This window comes from Pseudomonas sp. Irchel s3b2 (assembly GCF_900187445.1).
Lineage (GTDB): Bacteria > Pseudomonadota > Gammaproteobacteria > Pseudomonadales > Pseudomonadaceae > Aquipseudomonas.
This window is the reverse complement of sequence record NZ_FYEB01000005.1, coordinates 285681-308031: the sequence shown is the minus strand read 5'-3', so window position 1 is coordinate 308031 and position 22351 is coordinate 285681. Positions and strand designations below refer to the sequence as shown.

General features: G+C 59.3%; 20 protein-coding genes. 12 read left to right on the top strand and 8 right to left on the bottom strand.

Annotated features, from left to right (window positions below; genetic code table 11):
• Positions 1-358: 358 nt before the first annotated feature.
• Complete coding sequence (locus CKW20_RS14800; protein WP_095053566.1) at positions 359-772, bottom strand: VOC family protein; 414 nt, start codon at positions 770-772, stop codon at positions 359-361.
• A 221-nt stretch (positions 773-993) separates the two neighbouring features.
• Between CKW20_RS14800 and CKW20_RS14795 the strand changes: the two genes are divergently transcribed.
• Positions 994-2805, top strand: a complete 1812-nt coding sequence (locus CKW20_RS14795) for an ABC transporter ATP-binding protein (protein WP_095053565.1) — start codon at positions 994-996, stop codon at positions 2803-2805.
• Between the two features lie 157 nt (positions 2806-2962).
• On the opposite strand, the gene CKW20_RS14790 is transcribed toward CKW20_RS14795, so the two are convergent.
• Entirely contained in the window at positions 2963-3685 is a 723-nt protein-coding gene (locus CKW20_RS14790; protein WP_095053564.1) for a pirin family protein, read from the bottom strand.
• Between the two features lie 214 nt (positions 3686-3899).
• On the opposite strand from CKW20_RS14790, the gene CKW20_RS14785 reads away from it, so the two are divergent.
• Both CKW20_RS14785 and CKW20_RS14780 read left to right on the top strand, forming a co-directional pair.
• A complete protein-coding gene (locus tag CKW20_RS14785; RefSeq protein ID WP_095053563.1) occupies positions 3900-4850 on the top strand; it encodes a GlxA family transcriptional regulator in 951 nt (316 codons plus the stop codon).
• 185 nt (positions 4851-5035) lie between these two features.
• Positions 5036-6514: a winged helix-turn-helix domain-containing protein gene (locus CKW20_RS14780; protein WP_095053562.1), complete on the top strand. Its 1479-nt coding sequence runs from the start codon at positions 5036-5038 to the stop codon at positions 6512-6514.
• Here CKW20_RS14780 and CKW20_RS14775 read toward each other — a convergent pair.
• Complete coding sequence (locus CKW20_RS14775) at positions 6479-9283, bottom strand: winged helix-turn-helix domain-containing protein (protein ID WP_095053561.1); 2805 nt, start codon at positions 9281-9283, stop codon at positions 6479-6481. The genes CKW20_RS14780 and CKW20_RS14775 overlap by 36 nt on opposite strands.
• A gap of 363 nt (positions 9284-9646) precedes the next feature.
• Here CKW20_RS14775 and CKW20_RS14770 point away from each other — a divergent pair, with 363 nt between their 5' ends.
• Positions 9647-10471 (top strand): alpha/beta fold hydrolase, encoded by an 825-nt coding sequence (locus tag CKW20_RS14770; protein ID WP_095053560.1) that lies wholly within the window; start codon positions 9647-9649, stop codon positions 10469-10471.
• A gap of 33 nt (positions 10472-10504) precedes the next feature.
• Here CKW20_RS14770 and CKW20_RS14765 read toward each other — a convergent pair whose 3' ends face one another.
• Positions 10505-10963: a helix-turn-helix domain-containing protein gene (locus tag CKW20_RS14765; protein ID WP_095053559.1), complete on the bottom strand. Its 459-nt coding sequence runs from the start codon at positions 10961-10963 to the stop codon at positions 10505-10507.
• Positions 10964-11184: 221 nt separating this feature from the next.
• Here CKW20_RS14765 and CKW20_RS14760 point away from each other — a divergent pair, with 221 nt between their 5' ends.
• The 8 genes from CKW20_RS14760 (at position 11185) to CKW20_RS14720 (ending at position 18749) form a co-directional block, all read left to right on the top strand.
• The gene (locus CKW20_RS14760) at positions 11185-12108 is read left to right on the top strand and encodes a LysR family transcriptional regulator (protein ID WP_095053558.1); all 924 of its coding nucleotides are present in this window, start codon (positions 11185-11187) and stop codon (positions 12106-12108) included.
• A 446-nt stretch (positions 12109-12554) separates the two neighbouring features.
• Positions 12555-12923 carry a DUF6124 family protein gene (locus CKW20_RS14755; protein ID WP_095053557.1) on the top strand — a complete coding sequence of 123 codons (369 nt, stop codon included), beginning with the start codon at positions 12555-12557 and terminating at the stop codon, positions 12921-12923.
• Positions 12924-13183: 260 nt separating this feature from the next.
• Entirely contained in the window at positions 13184-13600 is a 417-nt protein-coding gene (locus CKW20_RS14745) for a DoxX family protein (protein ID WP_095053555.1), read from the top strand.
• Complete coding sequence (locus CKW20_RS14740) at positions 13593-14198, top strand: antibiotic biosynthesis monooxygenase (protein ID WP_095053554.1); 606 nt, start codon at positions 13593-13595, stop codon at positions 14196-14198. Before CKW20_RS14745 ends, CKW20_RS14740 begins: the two co-directional genes overlap by 8 nt.
• A gap of 9 nt (positions 14199-14207) precedes the next feature.
• The gene (locus CKW20_RS14735) at positions 14208-16046 is read left to right on the top strand and encodes an amidohydrolase (RefSeq protein ID WP_095053553.1); all 1839 of its coding nucleotides are present in this window, start codon (positions 14208-14210) and stop codon (positions 16044-16046) included.
• Positions 16047-16114: 68 nt separating this feature from the next.
• A complete protein-coding gene (ycaC, locus tag CKW20_RS14730) occupies positions 16115-16741 on the top strand; it encodes an isochorismate family cysteine hydrolase YcaC (RefSeq protein ID WP_030132092.1) in 627 nt (208 codons plus the stop codon).
• Between the two features lie 202 nt (positions 16742-16943).
• The gene (locus CKW20_RS14725; RefSeq protein ID WP_095053552.1) at positions 16944-17849 is read left to right on the top strand and encodes a LysR family transcriptional regulator; all 906 of its coding nucleotides are present in this window, start codon (positions 16944-16946) and stop codon (positions 17847-17849) included.
• 93 nt (positions 17850-17942) lie between these two features.
• Positions 17943-18749: a class I SAM-dependent methyltransferase gene (locus tag CKW20_RS14720; RefSeq protein WP_095053551.1), complete on the top strand. Its 807-nt coding sequence runs from the start codon at positions 17943-17945 to the stop codon at positions 18747-18749.
• Between the two features lie 155 nt (positions 18750-18904).
• Here the strand turns inward: CKW20_RS14720 and CKW20_RS14715 are convergent, their stop codons facing one another.
• From CKW20_RS14715 to CKW20_RS14700, 4 genes are read right to left on the bottom strand one after another with little or no spacing between them, the layout of a single operon-like run.
• A complete protein-coding gene (locus CKW20_RS14715) occupies positions 18905-19594 on the bottom strand; it encodes an N-acetyltransferase (RefSeq protein ID WP_095053550.1) in 690 nt (229 codons plus the stop codon).
• Between the two features lie 57 nt (positions 19595-19651).
• Positions 19652-20464, bottom strand: a complete 813-nt coding sequence (locus tag CKW20_RS14710; RefSeq protein WP_095053659.1) for a ChbG/HpnK family deacetylase — start codon at positions 20462-20464, stop codon at positions 19652-19654.
• Entirely contained in the window at positions 20436-21650 is a 1215-nt protein-coding gene (locus CKW20_RS14705) for a GNAT family N-acetyltransferase (RefSeq protein WP_095053549.1), read from the bottom strand. The genes CKW20_RS14710 and CKW20_RS14705 overlap by 29 nt, the downstream gene beginning before the upstream one ends.
• A gap of 4 nt (positions 21651-21654) precedes the next feature.
• The gene (locus tag CKW20_RS14700) at positions 21655-22344 is read right to left on the bottom strand and encodes a GNAT family N-acetyltransferase (protein ID WP_095053660.1); all 690 of its coding nucleotides are present in this window, start codon (positions 22342-22344) and stop codon (positions 21655-21657) included.
• Between the last annotated feature and the right edge of the window lie 7 nt (positions 22345-22351).

Below are 22351 nucleotides of genomic sequence, written 5' to 3'. Positions count from 1 at the left end.
GGTTGTTTTTGTGGTATGGCAAATCGCCCATCTGGCTGCAGAACGAAGCACAACCGAGAAGTCTTGCGTATGAACTGTGCACCAGTCCGCATTTTTGAAAATTGCAGTTGATTTATAAGGATATTCCACGGTGTTCTAGGTGCACGTTGAGGAGGCGTCGGGTGCAACGATCGCCTCTTTCTAGGGCGAACGGAACGGAGCGCTATATTAATTGAGTTATTTTGCATTACAGTCGTAATATTTATGTCAAGGGCTGAATTTGTGAACGTGTAGTTGTTTTGTTGGGTTATTGAAAAAAAACCCAGAATTGACACTAAAGTGCCAGCAAATTTTTAAGTGGTAACCGGTGGTAAGCCGCTCATTGATCCTTTTCGCAATTAACCATCCATGACACGCCAAACTGATCGACCAGCATCCCGAAACGTGCCGCCCAGAACGTCGCTTCCAATGGCATTTGAATACTGCCGCCTTCCGCCAATGCAGCAAACACCCGCTCTGCCTCAGTCACACTGTCGACATTCAACGAAACCGAACAACCGCTCATGCCAGCGGTAGGGCGATCAGGTGTGGTATCGGAGCCCATGATTGCCTGATCGCCGACCAACAGACGCGTATGAATGATCAGGTTATGGCAGTTCGTCGGCACATGGTCGCACGCCGGGGTTTCGCCGAAGGTCATCATGACTTCTATCTGGCCTGGCAGGCTTTTGGCGTAGAACGTGAAAGCGGCCTTGCAGTCGCCGTTGAAGATCAGGTAAGGATTGATTTTCATGTTTTGCTCCTGCCTATAGAGAGGGGCGCATCGGCTGGAAGTTCCGATGGGCATTAACTCTCCATAGCAAAGCGCTAAAACGTGGCGAGTGACGGTGTTTTTTTAGATGTTTTTATGAGGGGTGAGGCCAGCCTTATCGCGTCATATTCCCTGAAGTCGATGGCTTGTTCCTGCGTACTGTAAAGCCTGCCGCGACATCCGCCAACCGAGACCATTGTCCAATGCCCATCCTGACCCGTTTCGTCTCTTTGTTCGACCAGGCGAGACGTGCCTTGTTGCTGGTCTGGGAAACGTCCCGTGGGTTGTTTCTGGGATTGGTACTGGCGACGCTGATTGCCGGTGTGCTGCCGGCGCTGGCGGCCTGGCTGGGGCAGCGGATTGTCGACGCCGTAGTCGCCGCCATGCAGTTGCACACCCAGCAGGGCAGTGCACCGCTATGGCCGGTTGTGCGGTATGTGCTGTTTGAAGCGGGCGTGCTTGCGTTGTTGTCCGGGACACAGCGCGCACTGTCGGTTCAGCAGTCGCTGTTGCGGGTGCAGTTGGGGCAGAAGGTCAACACGATGATTCTGGAGAAGGCCCAGACGTTATCGTTGGTGCAGTTCGAGAATTCCGAGTTCTACGACAAGCTGGTTCGAGTGCGGCGCGAGGCATCGACCCGGCCGCTGGCGCTGGTGATGAAGTCGCTGGGGCTGATCCAGAACCTGATCGTGTTGATCAGCTTCGGTGTGTTGTTGGTGCATTTTTCGCCGTGGGCGCTGGTGCTGCTGGTGGTTGGGGCGTTGCCGGTGTTCTTTGCCGAGGCGCACTTTTCCGGGGATGCCTTTCGGCTGTTCACGCGCCGGGCGCCGGAGAGTCGGCAGCAGAACTACATCGAGACGCTGCTTTCCCATGAAGGCTACATTAAAGAGGTGAAGCTGTTCGGCTTCGCGCCGCTGCTGTTGCAGCGTTATCGGGACACGTTCGCTCGTCTCTATGCCGAAGACCGGCGCCTGACGCTGCGTCGCGATGGCTGGGGTTTTGTACTGGGACTGCTGGGCACCGCTGCGTTTTATCTGGCCTATGCCTGGGTTGTGGTCGATACCGTTCACGGCAGTATCAGCCTCGGGCAAATGACCATGTACCTGGTGCTGTTCAAGCAGGGGCAAGCTGCCGTAAGCAGCAGCTTGAGCGCAATCAGCGGTCTCTATGAGGATGGCCTTTACCTGTCGAGCCTCTACGAGTATTTGGCCGAGCCGGTCATTGCCGATAGCGGAAGCCTTACCGTGGGCGCGGTGCCCGGCGATGGTTTGCGTTTCGAGAACGTCGGTTTCCGTTATCCGGGGGCGAGCCGCGCCGCTTTGCAGGGCATCGATCTGCACCTGATGCCCGGACACAGCGTTGCGCTGGTGGGGGAAAACGGTTCAGGCAAAACCACGCTGATCAAGTTGCTGACTCGGCTGTATCGCCCCGATCAGGGACGTATTTTGCTGGACGGCAGCGATTTGCAGTCCTGGGACGAAGAGGCGCTGAGACGGCGCATCGGCGTGATCTTCCAGGATTACATCCGCTATCAGTTCTCCGTGGGCGAGAACATCGGTGTGGGCGATACGTTGGCGTTCAACGATCAAGTGCGTTGGCAGAAAGCAGCCGATGAGGGCATGGCCGCGTCCTTTATAGAGCGTCTGGATCGCGGTTATGCCACGCAACTGGGACGGTGGTTTGCCGGTGGGCAGGAGTTGTCCGGTGGGCAATGGCAAAAGATCGCCTTGTCTCGCGCCTACATGCGCCGCGATGCCGATATCCTGATTCTGGATGAGCCGACCTCGGCCCTGGACCCAGCGGCGGAAGCGGCAGTGTTCGAGCATTTCAGTCAACACACTGAAGGCCGTATGACGTTGTTGATTTCTCACCGGTTCTCCAGCGTGCGCAATGCTGACCACATCATCGTGCTGGACCAGGGTTCGATCCTTGAGCGAGGCGATCACGACAGTCTGGTCACGGCGGGCGGGCGCTATGCGCAGCTGTTCAGCGTGCAGGCCCGTGGTTATCGGTAGCGCCTCCAAAAGACACCTCACCCCCCTGTAGGAGCGAGCTTGCTCGCGAAGGCGGTATGTCATTCAACATTGATGTTGGCAACCCGACGCCTTCGCGAGCAAGCTCGCTCCTACACAGTGATCTGCCCCCCCAAAATTTGGGGTCAGATCACAGGGGTCAAGGCATTTCCGGCAACTCTTGCGGCCGCAAATCAAACACCAGCACCTCGGCATCCACGCCATTACTCAAGGTCAGCACCTGTTCTTCCCGAACCCGCACACCATCACCTTCCTGCAACTGCACGCCATTCAACTCGACGCTGCCACGCGCCACATGCACATAGGCATAGCGATCGGCGGCCAGTTCCAGCGTAGCGCTTTCCTTGCCGTCGATCAGTCCGGCATACACTCGCGCATCCTGCCGGACTTTCAGCGAACCGTTGGCCCCGTCAGGGGAGATGATCAGTTGCAAGCGCCCGCGTTTTTTCTGCGTGCTGAAATGCTCTTGCTGGTAACGCGGTTTGGCGCCGCTGACATCCGGCACGATCCAGATTTGCAGGAAGTGCACCGGGCGTGTCGCCGAGTGATTGTATTCGCTGTGCGCGACGCCGCTGCCGGCGCTCATTAACTGCACGTCGCCGGGACGGATCACCGAACCGGTGCCCAAGGTGTCCTTGTGTTCCAGGGCGCCTTCGAGCACATAGGAAAAAATCTCCATGTCGCGGTGAGGGTGCTGACCAAAACCTTTGCCGGCCGCCACGCGATCGTCGTTGATCACCAGCAGGTCAGAAAAACCCTGCTCTCGCGGGTTGCGGTAATTGGCGAAGGAAAAAGTATGGAAGGACTTCAACCAACCGTGATTGGCTGCGCCGCGATCCGAAGCTTTACGAAGGGTCAGCATGATGAAATCTCCTGTCAGGACGTGAATTCGTCCGAGTGAGGAGAAGGTTAATGTTTACCGTTGAATGCAATAAGTAGATGAAAATTGAAATACTGTCTCTTTCAAGTTGACAGTTTTAGGCGCGAGTTCACGTATCCTTGCTGTTACATTTGGCCATAATGCTCGGTGCTGAGCCTATGTTCTCTATTCCCCTGATATCAGTGATGTCCAATCCATGAAAACCGTGGCAATGGTGCTGTTCCCCGACTTTCTCCTGCTCGACATGGCCGGTCCCATGGAGGTGTTTTCCATCGCCAATCGTTATCTGGCACCGGGCGACCGTTATGAGCTGTCGACCATTGGCACCGAGCCGGGTGCGCTACGAGCCTCAAATGGCGTCAATGTTCAGGCCGATTTGCATATCGATCAGGCGAACGAACGCTATGACTTGTTACTGGTGCCGGGCGGGCCGGGAGCCTACAACGAAAAACATCCACCGTTGCTGGGCTGGCTTCAGGGCGCTGTCAGCCGGGCCAACCGTTATGGCTCGATCTGCACCGGTGCGTTCGTCCTCGGGCATGCCGGGCTGCTGGACGGCTATCGCGTGACCACGCATTGGCATTACACCGAACGCCTGATCAAAGGCTTTCCCAAGGCAACTGTCGAGACCGATCAGATTTACGTGCAGGACCGCAATCTCATCACTTCCGGCGGTGTCACTGCAGGCATCGACCTGGCGCTGGCAGTGGTTGCCGAGGACCACGGCAAGAAAGTCGCCCAGGACGTTGCCAAAGTGTTGCTGGTGGTGATGAAGCGTCAGGGCGGGCAGGCACAGTTCAGTCCGTTGATGGCAGCAGTGGCACCTCAAGAAACGCCGATCACCCGGGTGCAGAACCATGTGCTCGAACACCTCGATGAAGCGTTCAGCATTGAACGCATGGCCAGTCTGGTGAACATGAGTGCGCGGCACTTCGCCCGGGTTTTCGCCCGGGAAGTGAACATGACGCCAATGGAGTTTCTGCAAAGTGCGCGCATCGACTGCGCCAGGAATCTGCTGGAAACCAGTGACCTGCCGCTCAAGACCGTGGCCTATAAAAGTGGTTTTGGCAGCGTGCGGCATATGCGTTTTCTGTTCAGTGAAAAGCTCGGCCTGACCCCCACTCAATACCGCGAACAGTTCAGTTAGGTGGCGTTGTCCGTCACGCGCACCGCGATGGCCGTGATGCTCCTCCCATGGCCGTTGTTCCGTAACTCATGCCTGCCAAGATACCCGTGAACTCTTTACCATGGAGGTGCGGGAACCTGGATGGACCGGTGCGATGGATGTTGCAGTACCTTGAGCCGGGCCAGGTTTTCAGCGCATGAACGTGCATGAACAGCCTCAGAGATATAAATAGCGATGCGGTGCTGCGGTTCGGACCCTACGCGTTTCACCTGCGTCAGCGACTGATCCTTCAGGGGGATCGCCCGCTGCGTATGGGTGGGCGAGCCCTGGATATTTTGCAGGTGCTGGTCGAACGCGCAGGTTCAGTGGTGAGCAAGGAAGCGCTGATTACCCATGTCTGGCCGACCTCAGTGGTCGAAGAAATCAACCTGCGCGTGCACATCGCCGCCCTGCGCCGGGCACTTGGCGATGGCCAGAACGGGCAGCGTTACATCGTCAATATTCCCCAGCACGGCTACAGCTTCATCGCCCCGGTACAACGCGACGGGACAGGCATGCCGGTGCCGGTCGAAACGGTGCACAAGCCTCTGCACAACCTGCCGGCGCGGCTCACTCCGGTGACCGGTCGCGACTCGATCGTCGGCAGTGTGGTCCGGCAGTTGCCGGTTCGACGTCTCATGACTCTGATTGGTCCCGCCGGTATCGGCAAAACCACCGTGGCATTGCGCGTGGCCGAGTTGCTGTTGCAGCACTATCAGGACGGTGTCTGGAGGGTTGATCTGGCGGCCATCGATGACCCGGCGCAATTCGTCGAGCATCTATCGCGCATGCTGGAACTGGACGTCGATGGGGCGGCGCTGGTGCAACGGCATGCCTTGGTGCTGCTCGACAATTGCGATCACCTGCTCGAACGTTGTCGGACAGTGGTGGACAATCTGCTGGCCTCGGCGCCACGGCTGTCGATCCTCGCCACCAGTCGCGAACCCCTGCAAGCGGCGGGGGAAACGCTGCTGCCTGTACCGGCCCTGGCAGTGCCGCCAGCCTGCGCTATATATGACGTGGCCGAGGCCATGGGGTATTCGGCGGTGCAGCTATTGGTCAGTTGCGCCCGAGCCCGTCAGCAAGGGTTTACCCTGCGCCAACAGGATCTCAACGCGGTGCGCGAAATCTGTCGGCGCCTGGATGGCCTGCCCCTGGCCATTGAACTGGCGGCGGAGCAGATCGATGCGTTGGCGTTGGTGGGGTTGCAAGCGCAACTCGGCAATTGTTTACAGTTGTTGACTCAAGGCCGGCGCACCGCTCTGCCACGGCATCAGAGTCTGAAAGCTGCACTGGACTGGAGCTATGAACAGCTGAGCCCTTTGGAGCAAACCGTGTTGCAGCGGCTGGCAGTGTTTAAAGTGGCGTTCACGCTGGACGTGGCAATTGGCGTGATCAGTTGCGCAGTGCTGTTGCCTGCCAGCCTGGTTAAAGGGGTGGAAAGCCTGGCGCGCAAATCGCTGCTGTCGGTGGAGCAGGGCAGCGGCGTAACCCGTTACCGTTTCCTCAATACCACCCGCACTTATGCCCTGAAGAAACTCGACCACAGTGGCTACTTGCGCGCCTATGAACGGCGTTATGAGCGCTACATCAGCCAGGCACGCTGGATATCAGGCGGGCAAGTGTCGCTGCAGCTCATCGAGTAACCGACGGACTTTCGTCAGGTCCGGTGTGGCAAAGCCTTCGGTGAAACGCTGGTAAATCGGCGCCAGCAACTCATGGGCCTGCCGGAACAGACCCTGACGCTGCCACAGCTGAGCCAGTGAGGTGGCGCTGCGCAGTTCCCAGGCCAGCGCTCCCTGGGTTTTTGCCACGGCTAAAGCTTTGAGCAGCACCGCCTCGGCCGCGCAGGCCCCGGTCGGGCAATCCTCTGCCAGCAACGCGTCGGCCCGGGCTCGCAGAATTTCCGCGGTGCTCCAGCCGGCCGCGCCTTTCTCGGCCCGTTCCAGCAACGCGTCATCGATGAAGCGGCTGTCCAGCGTGACCATGATTTCCTTGATCAACCCGGTATTCGGTCGCGGCGACGAAGGCGCCTCGGCCGTATCGATCACCTGCGCGTAATGTTTGGCCCAGGTGTGGAACAGCGACACCGAGTGTTTCTGCGCTTGCTCAAGCAGCAGACCCAGGAGTTCGCGGGCAACCGGAGTGTCGCCGTTGTAGTGAGCGATCAGGCAACCGGCCAGCGCCAGGGTGTAGCAGATGGATGTGCCATGATTGATCTGAATCGCGATGTCGAGCGCCTGCCGCGCGGTGCGCCAGGCTTTTTCCGGGTGCCCTTGTAACCAAAGAATGCGCGCCAGAATTGTCAGGGCCGCGACGCTCTGATCGTAATGCACGCCAAAGCAGTAGCTGAAGCGGTTGAGGTGACCGTTCTGGGCCAGGCATTGAATGACCTGTTCGACATTCTCCCGCGCCAGAGCCTGATCCCCGGCAAAGTGCAGGGCCAGAACCCGCAAGCGTTGGGTGCTGAGGGCCAACACCGCGTTACCGTGCAGCCCCACCCGCTCGAATTGTCGGCTCTGCTCCAGGGCCTGTTGGTAGTGGCCGCCACTAAGATCAACTGCCAAGCGCCCGGAAATCGCTTTGAGCTGGCTGGCCACATCGTTGCACTGCTCGGCCAGGTGTTTGGCACTGACAAACGCTTCGACGGCTTCGGCGCTACTGCCCAGGGTGTGGTAACAGGCACTGCCGAGGGCAAGCTTGAGGGTCATGATCAAACGCGGACAGGGCTGGTGCGTCGCTTCGAGCAATGCCAGGGCTTTGCGCACGTACACGCCGTGTTCCTTGAGCAGCGACAGTTCCTGCCAGAGCGGCGTCGAGGCTGCAGCGAGGCGGATCGCCAAGGCCTGCAGTCCTTGAGCATTCAAGCCCCAATCGAGCGCAGCGCGAATGTCTTCCAGGCCGCGGGCGTAACGCTCGGTCCAGCGATCGCTCGAGATATGCTCCCAGTCGTCCTGGGCTTGCTGCATCAAGGCCAGGCAGCGTTCGGCGTGGCGTTCACGGGTGTCCGGCAGCTCTTGGGCCTCGGCGAGTTTTTCCAGTGCATAGCCACGTGTGGTATCGAGTAGACGGTAGAACACTTCTTCGTCGCCGACTTCCACGTTCAGTAACGACTTGGCGACCAATTGGGTGATCGAGGCGAACACCACGCCGGGTTCGAGGTGCTCGCCGACGATCACGGCGGCCGCTGACTCCAGGGTAAAACCGCCACGGAACACCCCCAATCGGCGCAGGCAGGTTTGTTCGCAGGCATTGAGCAGTTCGAAGCTCCAGTCCAGCGTCGCACGCAGAGTCTGATGGCGGCCCAAGTTCGTTTGGCAACCTTGGGTGAGCAGGCGAAAGCTGCCTTGCAGTTGCGACAGCAACCCATTCAATCCCAGACTGCCCACTTGTGCTGCCGCCAGTTCGATGGCCAGCGGTATGCCGTCCAGACGCCGGCAGATTTCAATGGCCAGTGGCAATTCATCGTCGGTCAGTTCGAAACTGTCGTGGCTGGCCATCGCCCGCTCGACAAACAATTGCAGTGCCGAAAACGCCAGGGCCTGAGCGCGGTCGAGCACGGCGATGGGCGGCGGGCAGTCCAGCGATTCCAGGCGCTGTACGCATTCGCCTTCGGCCCGCAGGCTCTCGCGGCTGGTGGCCAGAATGTGCACGTGGGGCGCTGCGCGCAGGATGCTTTCGCTGAGCAACGCAATGGCGTCGATCAAGTGTTCGCAGTTGTCGATGACCAGCAGCATCTGCCGTTCGCGCAGGAACGTGGCGAGACCACTCATGGGTTCGGCATCGTGCAAGGACAAATTCAGCAGTGTTGCCAAGTGCGTGGTGATCATCAAAGGGTCGTTGATCGGTGCGAGGTCCAGCAGGCGAATGCCGTCGCGATAGTGACCGATCAGTTGCTCGGCAACGCGCAGCGCCACGGTCGTCTTGCCGATCCCGCCGGGGCCCACGAGCGTGATGAAGCGCTGCCGCGCCAGTTGCGTCACCAGACTGTCGACCAGAGCCTGGCGACCGATCATGCGGGTCCGGCGAATCGGCAAGTTATGGCTACCCGGCGCATTGGCGTCGTTTTTCGGGTGTTGTTGGATGGGCTCAAGGGAAAACGGCGCGACAAAACTGTACCCGCGCTGGGCGACGGTGACGATGTAACGCTGACCCGCTTGACCGTCACCGAGGGCTTTGCGCAGGGCCGCCATGTGCACCCGCAGGTTGATGTCTTCCACCACACTTTTGGGCCAGACCAGGGCGATCAGTTGTTGCTTGCTCACCACATGCCCGGCGTGTTCCAGCAGGATCAACAGAATGTCCATGGCCCGCCGACCAAGGCGCAGGGGTTGGCCGGCCTCCATGATCAGACGTTGTCCGGGGTAAATCCGGTAGGGGCCGAAATGAATGGCCTGTTCGGGGGGAAGGGTCAACGGGTCACTCCTGCTTGCATCCATCTATCACGCGGCATCCGGGCATATTCCTCAGGTTTTTTCGGGGCGTCGAGCGCCTCGACGGTGTGTGCATCGGCTGCGGCATTTTCCTCCTTGTTCATTGGCCCGTATTGATTGGGTGTGACATTTGCGAGAGGGATGCCAGGTCCGTTGCCACACCCTTAAAAATTAACAACGTTTAACTCGTCCTGCGTCCGGTCTACGCTCAAAAATCCAATCCTTCAAGTTCACACCACCCGAAGACCGCCGCACAGTTGGGCGAGCGGGTCGCACGCTTGGCCGAACGCATGGCCCACAGAGCTTTTTAACCACCGTAAAATCCTTGCATGAGGAATCATCCTGATGAGCACCTTTACCACCCGAGACGGCACCGAGATTTACTACAAGGACTGGGGCACCGGTCAGCCGATCGTCTTCAGCCACGGTTGGCCGTTGAATGCTGACAGCTGGGAATCGCAGATGATCTTCCTGGCCTCCCAAGGCTACCGGGTCATCGCCCATGACCGCCGTGGTCACGGTCGTTCGAGCCAGCCATGGTTCGGCAACGACATGGACACCTACGCCGATGACTTGGCGCAGCTGATCGAGCATCTGGATCTGCAAAATGCCGTGCTGTTCGGCTTCTCCACCGGTGGTGGCGAAGTGGCGCGTTACATCGGTCGCCACGGCACTGGTCGCGTGGCCAAAGCCGGGCTGATTTCCTCGGTGCCACCGTTAATGCTCAAGACCGAAGCCAACCCTGGCGGCCTGCCGCTGGAGGTATTCGATGGTATTCGTCAGGCGTCCCTGGTCGACCGTTCGCAGCTGTACAAGGATTTGGCCAGCGGTCCGTTCTTTGGCTTCAATCGCCCGGGTGCCAAGCCGTCCCAAGGCATGATCGACTGGTTCTGGTTGCAGGGCATGATGTCTGGTCACAAGAACGCCTATGACTGTATCAAGGCGTTCTCCGAAACCGACTTTACCGAAGACCTGAAGAAGTTCGACGTGCCGACCCTGGTGGTGCATGGCGACGATGACCAGGTCGTGCCGATCGAAGCCGCCGGCATCGCCGCGGCGAAACTGGTCGGGGGTTCTACGTTGAAAGTCTATCCGGGGGCCCCCCACGGCCTGACCGATACCCACAAGGATCAACTCAACGAAGATCTGCTGGCGTTCATCAAGGGCTGATCAAAATCTAAAGATCGCAGGCTGCGCCAGCACCTACAGGGTTATTTGAGCCACTGTGGGCGCAGCTTGCGGTCTTTTGCTATTGAGAGAGGGAAGGGAACGTACGGTCCGGCAGCGCCAGGCAAACGGTGAAACGCCTTCGCTGCGGGTGAAGATATGGGAGAAATGCGCCTGATCGCAGAATCCGCATTCCAGACTGATTTGCGTCAGGGTCAGGTCCGTGTTCTGGATCAGCTGCTTGGCCCGGGCGATGCGTTGCTGGCGAATCCAGTCTTGCGGCGAGAGACCGGTGCTGCACTTGAACGCACGGGAAAAATGGCTGCGTGACAGGGCGCACGCCCGTGCCAGCTCAGTCACTTCCAGGGTGTCGCCGAGGTGGTCGAGAATCAGCTGCCTGGCCAGACTTTCACGCCAGGGGCTGAGCCCGCCAGTGGGTTTTTTTCGCGTTTGAGTGGAGGACGCGCTGATCGCGCTTTGCTGAAAATGAGCCATGGCCAATGTCCGTGTCGAAGGGCGCGCGCGGGTGCACTGCACGGTGAGTCAGCACGTTCCCTCTAAAAAAGGTCTGCGCAGAGGGCTTCATTCTTGGTCGCGGGGGCTTAGGCTTGCGAGTTAAACGTTGTTAATTCTTCGATCGGCGCGGGCAGTCTCGAGTACAGTCAGCCACACTCGTCAACCCTCGTGCCAGCCGAAAACACAATGGGATTGTGCTTATGAACCGTAACGATCTGCGCCGCGTCGACATGAACCTGCTGGTGATTTTCGAAGCACTGATGTTCGAAAAGAACCTGACCCGGGTCGCCGAAAAACTCTTCATGGGCCAACCAGCGGTGAGTGCCGCGCTGGGGCGGTTGCGTGATTTGTTCGACGATCCGTTGTTGCTGCGCAACGGTCGCGGGATGGAGCCGACAGCACGGGCGCTGGCGATTCTCAAGGAACTGCAACCGGCGATGGACACCATCTCGGGGGCGGTCAGCCGCGCCAAGGAATTCGACCCGACGACCAGCTGCGATGTGTTTCGCATCGGGCTGTCGGACGATGCCGAGTTCGGTCTGTTTCCTCCGTTGCTACGACAACTGCAAGAAGAGGCGCCGGGGATCGTGGTCGTGGTACGCCGCGCCAATTATCTGTTGATGCCGGCCTTGCTGGCCTCCGGGGAAATCTCCGTGGGCGTCAGCTACACCACCGATCTGCCGGCCAACGCCAAACGCAAGAAGCTGCGCGACATTCCTTGCAAAGTACTGCGCGGCGACAACCGTCCAGAACCGCTGACCCTGGATGATTACTGCGCCCGGCCCCATGCGATGGTGTCGTTTTCCGGTGACCTGAGCGGCAACATCGATGTGGATCTGGCCAAGGTCGGGCGTACGCGGCGCGTGGTGCTTGGGGTGCCGCAATTCAGTGGGTTACGCGCGTTGCTCGCCGGCACCGAGATGATCGCCACGGTGCCGGATTACGCGGCCTGCGCCTTGGTCGAGGGATGCGCATTGCGCGCTGAAGATCCGCCGTTTCCCATTGATGCCGCGCAATTGTCGATGGCGTGGAGCGGGGTGCATGACAATGATCCTGCGGAGCGCTGGTTAAGATCGCGGATCAGTCAGTTTATGTCTGAACCCCTGAACATACCGGCGCCGTAGGAGCTGCCGCAGGCTGCGATCTTTTGATCCTGACAGCCGACCCGATTTTGCGGATATACCCGATCCCCTAGGGGAGTGTGTGTTGATTCGAGGGCTGTGTTTAATGGTGTTTAGCGTTACTTCTTGAAAGCTACAGATTCTTGCGCCGTTGCCTACGACTGCGCCAGAATCCGCCGGCTTGTGCGCTTTGGGCCTGGTCTTTATCGTTTCCGCATCGCTGCCAATCAGCGATCGGGTTTAGCGACTTGAACAGGTATAAGCGCAACAACGCTCCGTCATACTGCAGGCATTCCATGTCTGCAGTTTCGATATGGTGGCTGTGCGCGGGAGACCCTCGGGTCTGCCGGGTCTTATACCTCTCGGTTCGCTAACCTGCGTACAGCCGCCACCCTTACTTGTTTAGCGACAGGTACTGGTGGTTCCATCAGGTATAACGGAGATTCACCATGTTCAAAGTCACACCTAACCCGCCAGAAACCGACGACGTTTCCCCCTACGATCCCCTCGATCCCAAAAAACTCAACGAAGCCGCCGAGCGCGCCCTCGATCACTACCTCAAACCGTCCGATCCCAAGACCCCGCGCAAACCGAGCACGATTTACACCGTCGCCCCGGACATCGACATTGAAGAGTTGCTGGCCAATGCCTGCGAGTCCTTCGCCTCGGCCAAGGTGATCGCCAGTGACTGCGCCGGGTTTCTGGAGGGTGCGCAGCGCAATACGATACTGGGCGTCGCGCAGCTCATCATGTTCGGTGAGCTGGCAGTGAGTCGGGCGCTGGATAGTCTGGAGCTGAAGGCTGATTCATCCCGGTAACGAAACAAACTTGTGGCGAGGGAGCTTGCTCCCGCTCGGCTGCGCAGCAGTCGTAATCCCTGTGCATGCGGTTTGCCAGACAAACCGTGATTGCAGGTTTTGGGGCCGCTTCGCAGCCCAACGGGGGCAAGCCCCTCGCCACAGGGATTGTGTTGTCTGTGTGTACGGCGTTGTCGCAGTACAAAGAGAGCACGTGCATTCAATTTTTCCCTACCCCGCAGCAGCACTATTAAGGCCAATGATCGATCAAGGGTAGGGCCATGAACGCTTCGCGATGGAATGAACAGGCTCAAGATTTCGGGCTGCTGTTTCTGCGGGTCAGCGGCGGGCTGTTTCTGTTGTGGGTGCACGGCTTGCCGAAATTGCTCGATTTCAGCGCCGAACTGCAACGCATCGAAGACCCGTTTCACCTCGGAGCCAATCTCACGTTGATCCTGGCGATTTTCGCCGAAGTGCTGTGTCCGTTGCTGATCGTTGCCGGTGTGCTGGTACGCCTGGCGTGCTTGCCTATTCTATTTGTGCTGCTGGTGGCGCTGCTGGTCGTGCATCCGCAATGGAGTGTGGCCGAAGGGCAGTTCGGCTGGCTGCTGTTGATCCTCTTCACCAGTGTGTTTATCGCCGGGCCGGGACGGCTGGCGCTCAATTTCCGTTTGCCCGGAGTGCTCCGTTATGCATGAAGCCCGAACTCAAAAAGCGCCGGGGTCCGATGAGATCGTGACGCTGATCGTCAAGCACCGGGTCAAGGCCGGTTTCGAAGCCGCGTATGAAGCTTGGTTGCGCAATATCGTCAGCGTCGCAGGGCGCACGGAAGGGCATCTGGGCGTGGACGTGATCCGCGGCAAGAACGGTGGCCTGGATATGTTCACCTGCGTGCTGCGGTTTTGCTCGACCGAGACGATGCAGCGCTGGCTCGATTCGCCGCAACGCCAGGCACTGGTCGACGAAGCCGCGCCGATGCTGGCCGACGGCGACCAGACCGAGGTCAATCCGGTCAATGAATTCTGGTTTTCACCGCTGGCGGACGCCGGTTCGCCACCGCCACGCTGGAAGCAGTCTGTGGTGACGTTGCTGGTGATCCTGCCGCACACCTTGCTGGTGCCGCTGCTCTGGGGGCCGCTGCTGCAGCTCAATGCCTTTCTTTCCAATTACGTGGTCGCCACTTTCTTGATCACCCTGACCATTGTGCTGTCGGTGGTGTACGTCTTTATGCCGCTGACCACGCGCCTGTTCGCGCCGTGGCTGGAAGCCGGCCAGCCCCATTCCACACAGCCTTAAGGAAACGCGATGAACGCCGATCTGATTCTGTTCAATGGCCAATTTCATACCGTAGACCGCGAAAAGCCCCTCGCCAGTGCCGTGGCGATCAGCGACGGCCGCTTCGTCGCAGTCGGCACCGATGCCGAAGCCATGGCCCTGCGCGGTTCGGGCACCCAAGTCATCGACCTCAAAGGCCGTTGCGTCATTCCCGGCCTCAACGATTCTCACCTGCACCTGATCCGTGGCGGTTTGAACTACAACCTCGAACTGCGCTGGGAAGGCGTGCCGTCGCTGGCCGATGCGTTGCGCATGCTTAAGGACCAAGCCGACCGTACACCGACGCCGCAGTGGGTACGGGTGGTGGGTGGCTGGAACGAGTTCCAGTTTGCCGAAAAACGCATGCCGACCCTCGAAGAACTCAATCAGGCGGCACCGGACACCCCGGTGTTCGTACTGCACTTGTATGACCGTGCGCTGCTCAACCGCGCCGCGTTGCGCGTTGCCGGTTACACCCGCAACACACCGAACCCGCCGGGTGGCGAGATCGTACGCGATGCCAATGGTGAACCGACCGGCATGCTGGTGGCGCGGCCGAACGCGATGATTCTGTACTCGACCCTGGCCAAGGGGCCGAAGTTGCCGCTGGAGTATCAAGTCAACTCGACACGTCAGTTCATGCGCGAACTCAATCGCCTCGGCCTGACCAGTGCGATCGATGCCGGCGGTGGTTTCCAGAATTACCCGGACGATTACCAGGTCATCGAGCAGTTGGCCAAGGATCAGCAACTGACGATTCGCATCGCCTACAACCTGTTCACCCAGAAGCCCAAGGAAGAACTGACCGATTTCCAGAACTGGACCGGCAGCGTCAAGCTGCATCAGGGCGACGACTTTTTGCGGCACAACGGTGCCGGGGAAATGCTGGTGTTCTCGGCGGCGGATTTCGAGGACTTCCTTGAGCCGCGTCCGGACTTGCCGCAAACCATGGAAGACGAGCTGGAACCGGTGGTCCGCCATCTCGTCGAACAGCGCTGGCCGTTCCGCTTGCATGCGACCTACAACGAATCCATCAGCCGCATGCTCGACGTGTTCGAGAAGGTCAACCGCGACATTCCCTTCAATGGTTTGCCGTGGTTCTTCGATCACGCTGAAACCATCACCCCGCAGAACATCGAGCGGGTGAGGGCGTTGGGTGGTGGCATTGCGATTCAGGACCGCATGGCGTTCCAAGGTGAATATTTCGTTGACCGCTATGGCGCCAAAGCGGCCGAAGCCACGCCGCCGATCAAGCGCATGTTGGCAGAAGGTGTACCGGTTGGCGCCGGCACTGACGCCACCCGGGTGTCCAGCTACAACCCGTGGACCTCGCTGTACTGGATGGTCAGTGGCCGCACCGTCGGTGGCCTGGCGCTGTACGAGGAAGGCTTGCCCCGGCAGACCGCGCTGGAACTGTTCACCCATGGCAGCGCCTGGTTCTCGTCGGAGCAGGGCAAGAAGGGCCAGATCAAGGTCGGGCAATTGGCGGATCTGGCGGCCTTGAGCGCGGACTTCTTCAGCGTCGAGGAAGAAGCCATCAAATGGATTGAGTCGGTGTTGACCGTGGTCGGCGGCAAAGTGGTGTATGGCGCCGGTGACTTCGAAAAACTTGGGCCCGCCAGCGTGCCGGTGCTGCCGGATTGGTCGCCGGTGGTGAAAGTCCCAGGTCACTGGCGTCCGACTTCGCCGATGCAGGCGCAGGTTCACCAGTGCAGCGGACCGTGCGCGGTGCATTCCCACAGCCATGAGCGGGCGCGTTTGTCGAACGCGCCGGTCAGCGATTTCCAGGGGTTCTGGGGCGCGTTTGGCTGCTCATGTTTCGCCTTCTAATCATTACAAAAAAGCGCCGGCCTGGCGTGTCGGCGCCCTAGCAACGTCAATCCTGCAAGGAGTTTCACATGAGCAACGTTCCTTACAAACGTCTGAACAAAGATGATGCAGTTGTATTGTTGGTCGATCACCAGACCGGCCTGATCTCGTTGGTGCAGGACTTCTCGCCCAACGAATTCAAGAACAACGTGTTGGCCTTGGGCGACATCGCCAAATTCTTCAACCTGCCGACCATCCTCACCACCAGTTTCGACAGCGGTCCGAACGGCCCGATCGTGCCGGAGCTTAAAGAGCAGTTCCCGGACGCTCCGTTCATTGCGCGCCCGGGCCAGATCAACGCCTGGGACAACGAAGACTTCGTCAAAGCCGTCAAGGCCACTGGCCGCAAGCAACTGATCATCGCCGGTGTAGTGACTGACGTGTGCGTGGCATTCCCGACGCTGTCGGCACTGGCTGAAGGTTTTGAAGTGTTCGTGGTGACCGACGCTTCCGGCACTTTCAACACCACCGTGCAACAAGCCTCCTGGGCGCGCATGGCGGCGGCCGGCGCACAACTGATGAACTGGTTCTCGGTGGCTTGCGAGCTGCAGGGCGACTGGCGCAACGACATGGAAGGCCTGGCCAACCTGTTATCGCAGCGCATTCCGAACTACCGCAACCTGATCAACAGCTACACGACGTTCACCGCGAAGTAAGGGGTACGGCTGCCGGTCTCGGTCGGCAGCTTAAAAGATCGCAGGCTTCGCCAGCGCTTACATGACCGTGTATACCCACAACTGAGCGGCTGTACTCCGTAGGCGCTGGCGAAGGCTGCGATCTTTTGTTCTTTTGGATTTGGCGTGCCAGAAGAGGAAAAAAACGGCTATAAAGCGTTTGACTGTCAATCAGAGCGCGACAATGAACCCGTTCGAAGACATGCGTATTTTTTGCCAGGTCATGGACTCTGGCAGTTTCACGGCGGCAGCCGATCAATTAGGGCTGTCCAAGCAGTTTGTCAGTCGCCGTTTGATGCAACTGGAAGAGCGCCTCGGTGTGCGCCTGCTCAACCGTTCGACCCGGCGGCTGGACGTCACGCCGCTGGGGCAGAGTTATTACGAATCGGCCCTGCGCTTGCTCAGTGAAGTCGAGCAAGTTGAGCAGGGCATCGCCGGCCAGACCACCGAGCCTCGCGGCGCTATTCGCCTGAGCGCACCGTTGTCGTTTGCCGTGGCGCATCTGGGGTGTCTGTTACCGGCGTTTTTGCAGCGTTATCGCGATGTCACGGTGGAAGTCGACCTGAGTGATCGGCCAGTGGACTTGCTTGGCGAAGGCTACGATTTGGCATTGCGCATCGGCGTGCTGGAAGACTCGACACTGATCGCCCGACGCCTCGCCTCCATCGAGCGGGTGTACTGCGCGAGCCCGGCGTATCTGGCCGAGCGTGGCACGCCGCTTAAACCGGAGGATCTGCACACCCACGATTGCTTGCCTTACGGCCACGGTCGTCAGGTGCAATGGCGTTTCGACGGGCAGGGCAAGCCGCTAACGGTCAACGTCACCGGACGGATGCGGGTCAACAATGGTGAATTGCTCAAAGACGCGGCCATCGCCGGCATGGGAATCACCTACCTGCCGATCTTCATTGTCGGTTCGGCCCTGGAGGATGGCCGACTAGTGCCGGTGCTGGATGATTTGCGCCCCGAACCGCTGATTTTGTCGGCAGTTTACCCGCAGCATCGCCAGAGTTCGCGACCGGTGCAGGCGCTGATCGAATTCTTGCGTGAGCGGTTGAATCAACGCGAAGAGGGTTCGCACCACCGGTGATTACAAGATCACAACAAACGCCTGATGTGGTTTTTCCTGATGCTGATCTAGACTCGTGCCGGCTAATCAAAGGCGCGAACTCTGGAGCGTGCAATGGAAATGCCGACAAAAGATAAAGCCATCGCCAGCAATCGCGATGCATGGAATGACTCCGCCCCACACCACAAAGACACCCCTGAGTGGCAGGCCTGTTTGAGTACCGTGAGCCATGGCGATTTTTCCTGCCTGGATGACACCCTCACCGGGTTGCTTCAACAGGTCGGCGTCGACGGCAAGGACGTGGTGCAACTGGGCTGTAACAACGGTCGCGAAAGTCTTTCGCTGTTTGCGTTGGGGGCCCGCCGTGTCGTGGGCGTCGACCAGTCGGAGGCCTTTCTCGATCAGGCCCGGGAACTGGCATCCCGTTCGCCCTATGAGCCCGAATTCATCGAGGCTGACATCCATCATCTACCGACTGAACTGCACCAGCGCTTCGACGTGGCACTGATCACCATCGGTGTATTGAACTGGATGCCGGACATCGCCGAATTCTTGCGCCATGCTGCGCAAACCCTCAAGCCCGGCGGTGCGCTTGTGGTGTACGAAACCCATCCGTTCCTGGAAATGTTCGACCCCGAGTCAGCCGATCCCTATCGCCCGGACAGCTCGTATTTTTGCAGCGAACCTTTTGTCCAGAACCAGCCGATCGTCTACGAAGGCAAAGTAGAACAGCAGGCCTCAGCGTCTTACTGGTTCGTCCACACCCTGGGCGCCATCTTCACCGGTGCCGTTGGGGCGGGGTTGCAGATCAGCCACTTCAAGGAATACCCGCATTCCAACCGCGAAGAACTCTACGATCGGTATCAACAGCAAAAGGCGCAGTTGCCATTGTGTTACACGTTGGTGGCGGTGAAGCGCTGAGTTTCGGATCTGAGAAGTGAGTTGCACTGACTGACGCTATCGCGGGCAAGCCCGCTCCCACAGGGAGATGCGGTCAAACGTGGGAGCGAGCTTGCTCGCGATAGCGACGACACAGTCCTCAATCAAACAACGACAATCGCTCCCACCAACCAAAATCACGCCTGCGCCGCAGTCACTGCCGGCTGCGCCGGTTTGCGCAGCTCGGTCAGCCGCGAGCCGCTGTAGTAGGTTTCGCGGAAGAAGCGCCAGCGGCCGAACAGGTCGTAGACGTGGGTGATGCGCCCCTGTTCCTGGTAGTCCATGCGCAGGTGCATTTTCATGCCCTGGATGTTGCGGGCGTCGCAGACGTCCATGACCTTGTTGCAACCTTGGTCCCGCATCGCACCCCAGATATTGTACTGGGCGTCCACCGACAGACTGGAGCCGAAGTAGAGAGGGATCATTTCACCGCCGAACTGAAAAAACTCACCGGGTTTGACCCGGAACCAGCAGCCGTAATAGTGCTGGTCAAAGTAGTCACTGAGGCTGCCCCAAATGAATCCGATCGCATCACCTGCCTCGTCCACGTACATGTGCCCGGTGTGACCCTCGGAGGCGATTTGGGCCATGGCTTTGACGCGGTTACCGTAATACTTGGTGAACGCCGTGGCGTTTTCCTGGGTAATGAGCACCAGACGCAAGCCCGTGTAAGGCCGTAGTTTGTGCGGCGCTATTGGGGTGACCAGATCGCGTCCCAACCACAGCAGCTCTCGGTGCAAGTACACATAGCGGTTCCAGAGCGTCTGGAGCGTGTGAAGCAGGCCTTTTTGTTTGATTCGTTCGCGAAGCTTGGCGATGGCGCTCATGAAGTCCTCCGTGGCTGAAGCCAGGGTTGGGTGGGGAACGTTTTCAATGGCGATAATTCAAGGTTGCAACGGGTCCAGCTCAATCGAGTACTGCGGATCTTCTTTGAATGTCGTTGGCACATCGGCATAGGACACTCTCGGAATGCCCGCAAGACGTTGCTCCAGGATGTGAGCCAGAGACTCTCCGGGGTTTAAATAGACATCGCCAAAATCGGCGCCGAGATGGGTCGGGTGGACGACGATTTCCAGCAAGCCGTCAATCGGCATTGCCACATTGCGCAGGTCGACCGGGGTGCATACGTACTTGGCAGTCGCCCCGGCCAGACGGTTCAATCGATGATTGAACAGTGTCTTGAACACCCGCTTGGGCACACTCAGGTTATTTCCCAAATGGCGCGCCAGTCGCACGGGCACCCCTTGGCGAGCGGCAAAACGCGCGACGATTTCGCCGATGGGCCAGATGTTGTGCACGTGCTGATGGGAGTCGATGTGGCTGGGATGCAGGTCGTTGTCCAGGCAGCGTTGCCATTGGGCTTCGAGTTCCTCCAGCACCGCTTCGCGATCCAGGCGGTTGAGCCAGAGACTGTGGCGGGGCAGATCGAGGTCGAACATGCCCTGGCTGTTACAGAACGTTGAACGCATGAGAATCGACGGGCTCAATGGCCGGCCAAAGGTGAGGTTGAAATGCAACCCGATTCGCCCCTGGAGAAACGGCTGCCGGGCCAGGGCGCAGGCCTCCTCGAACGCCGGCATGTTGGCCATGGCGGTGGCGGAGCTGATGACTCCGGCCTGGAAGGCGCCGAGGATCACTGCGTTGTCGCTCGGGCTGAGGCCGAAATCGTCAGCGTTGATTATGACTTGGCGAGGCATGTTTGCCCTCCATTGTTTTTTCGGTGGGCGCAGGGCCTTTGTCGATACAAGCCGGTGTCGGAGGGGATGCAGTAACAGCTGATGCACGCCAGGCCCGCCACTTTTTCAACCAGGGCTTGAATTGATGCCAGAGTCGCATGGTCAGCCCCAGGGCGAGGCCGCTGGGGCGCCAGGAGTAGAAGCTCCAGCGCCAGTGCTCCAGTTGCCCGGTCATGCGCTCCTGGAGTTGATGGCTGGAGTTCGTCAGGCTGACGCGCGAGGCGTCGATCCAGTGCCAGTTATCGTCAACGCCCCAGCGAATCCACTCTTCGAGCAGCACACGACCGCTGCCCAGGTCGGCGTATTGCGGCAGGAACGCCAGGTTGTAGTCGTACAACCGGCCCTGTTCCAGCAAGCCAAGCCGGTAGCTGATACAGCGCCCGTCCAGTTCCATCACCACCACTCGCATCAATCCCTGTTCGGCGAGGGCGGTGAAGGCACGCTCCATCCATTGTCGACTGCGGTCGTTGGTGAAAATCCCCACGCCTTGAATGCCTTTCCAGCTCTGCGCTTCGACTTCGCCGAGGGTCTGCAACAAAGGCCCGATGGTGGCCGCGTCAGGGGTTACGCGTCGGACCTGGGCACCATAGGCCAAGATACGTTTACGCGCCCGGCGCAGTTTGTAGCGCGGATCGCCGGAGACTTCCTGGCGGTCGGTCTCGTTGATCAAATGCACCGGCACCCGGCAACTGAGACGGCGCTCACCGCTCGAGCTGTGGGCCATCCATGCGGTCAGCGCGCTTTCTTCGCCGATGGGTTCGGACAATTCATTGAGTTGCAGCATCGCATGGGGCAAGCGACGGCGGATGATCACCAGCGCCTTGCGCATGCTGTCGGCATCGAGGCAGGTGAGCAGAGCCAGGCGATCGGTGAGGGGATAACCGAGGTGACGCAGAACCCGAAATGGCAACCTTCCAAAGTGCTCCATGGACGCCACCAGCGGCAAACACAAAGCCAATTCATCGCCTTGCCAGCCCAGCAGAACGTGCAAGCATGTCCCGGCGGTCAATGCCTGTTCCGACGCGCACAGCCAGGCCAGGGTATTGAACGGCGTGTGATCGGTCACGCGCAGGCGCAACCCCTCATAGGCAGCTGCCGGAAAGTCCGGGGCGCACAGCGACGTGCGCCATTCGAATCGAGCCATCATAGGTTCACGCCACTGACTCAGAAACAGGTGAACGGGGCGGTTTACGTAGCGCATCCAGGCGTGAGTCGCTGTAACGGGTCTCACGAAAGAAGCGCCAGCGACCGAATAATCGGTAGACGTGCAGGATGCGTCCTTGCTCTTGATAGCCCATGCGAATATGCAGTTTCAGCGCCGGTATATTGTGCGCTTCGCAGACATCCACGACGGTGTGGCAGCCTTGGGCCTGCATGGCTTTCCAGAGTTGCAGTTGCAGGTCCACCGACAGCGTGGTGCCCCAATAGGGGGGAGCCAGTTCGCCGCCAAACTCGAAAAATTCGCCTTTCTTTACCGGGAACGAGCAGCCATAAAAATGCCGATCGTGATACGTCCGGGTGCTGCCCCAGATGAAAGCCACGGTGTCACCGTTGGCGTCCAGATACATGTGCCCGGTGTAACCCTCGGCGGCCAGCTCCGTCATGGTCTCGACGCGGTCGCCAAAATGACCGACGAACGCTGCAGTGTTGTGCACGGTGATGGTCTCCAACCGCAGCGGTGGGTAAGGCTTGAGCTGGTGGGGCGGCACCGGGCTGACCAGGTCACGCTTCATCCATAACAACCCCCAGTGAGCGAACACGTAGCGCCTCCACACGACCCTGATCGTTGCACGCAGGCCTTTTCGCTTGATGTGTTGGCGAAGTTTCCCTAAGGCATTCATGTCATTG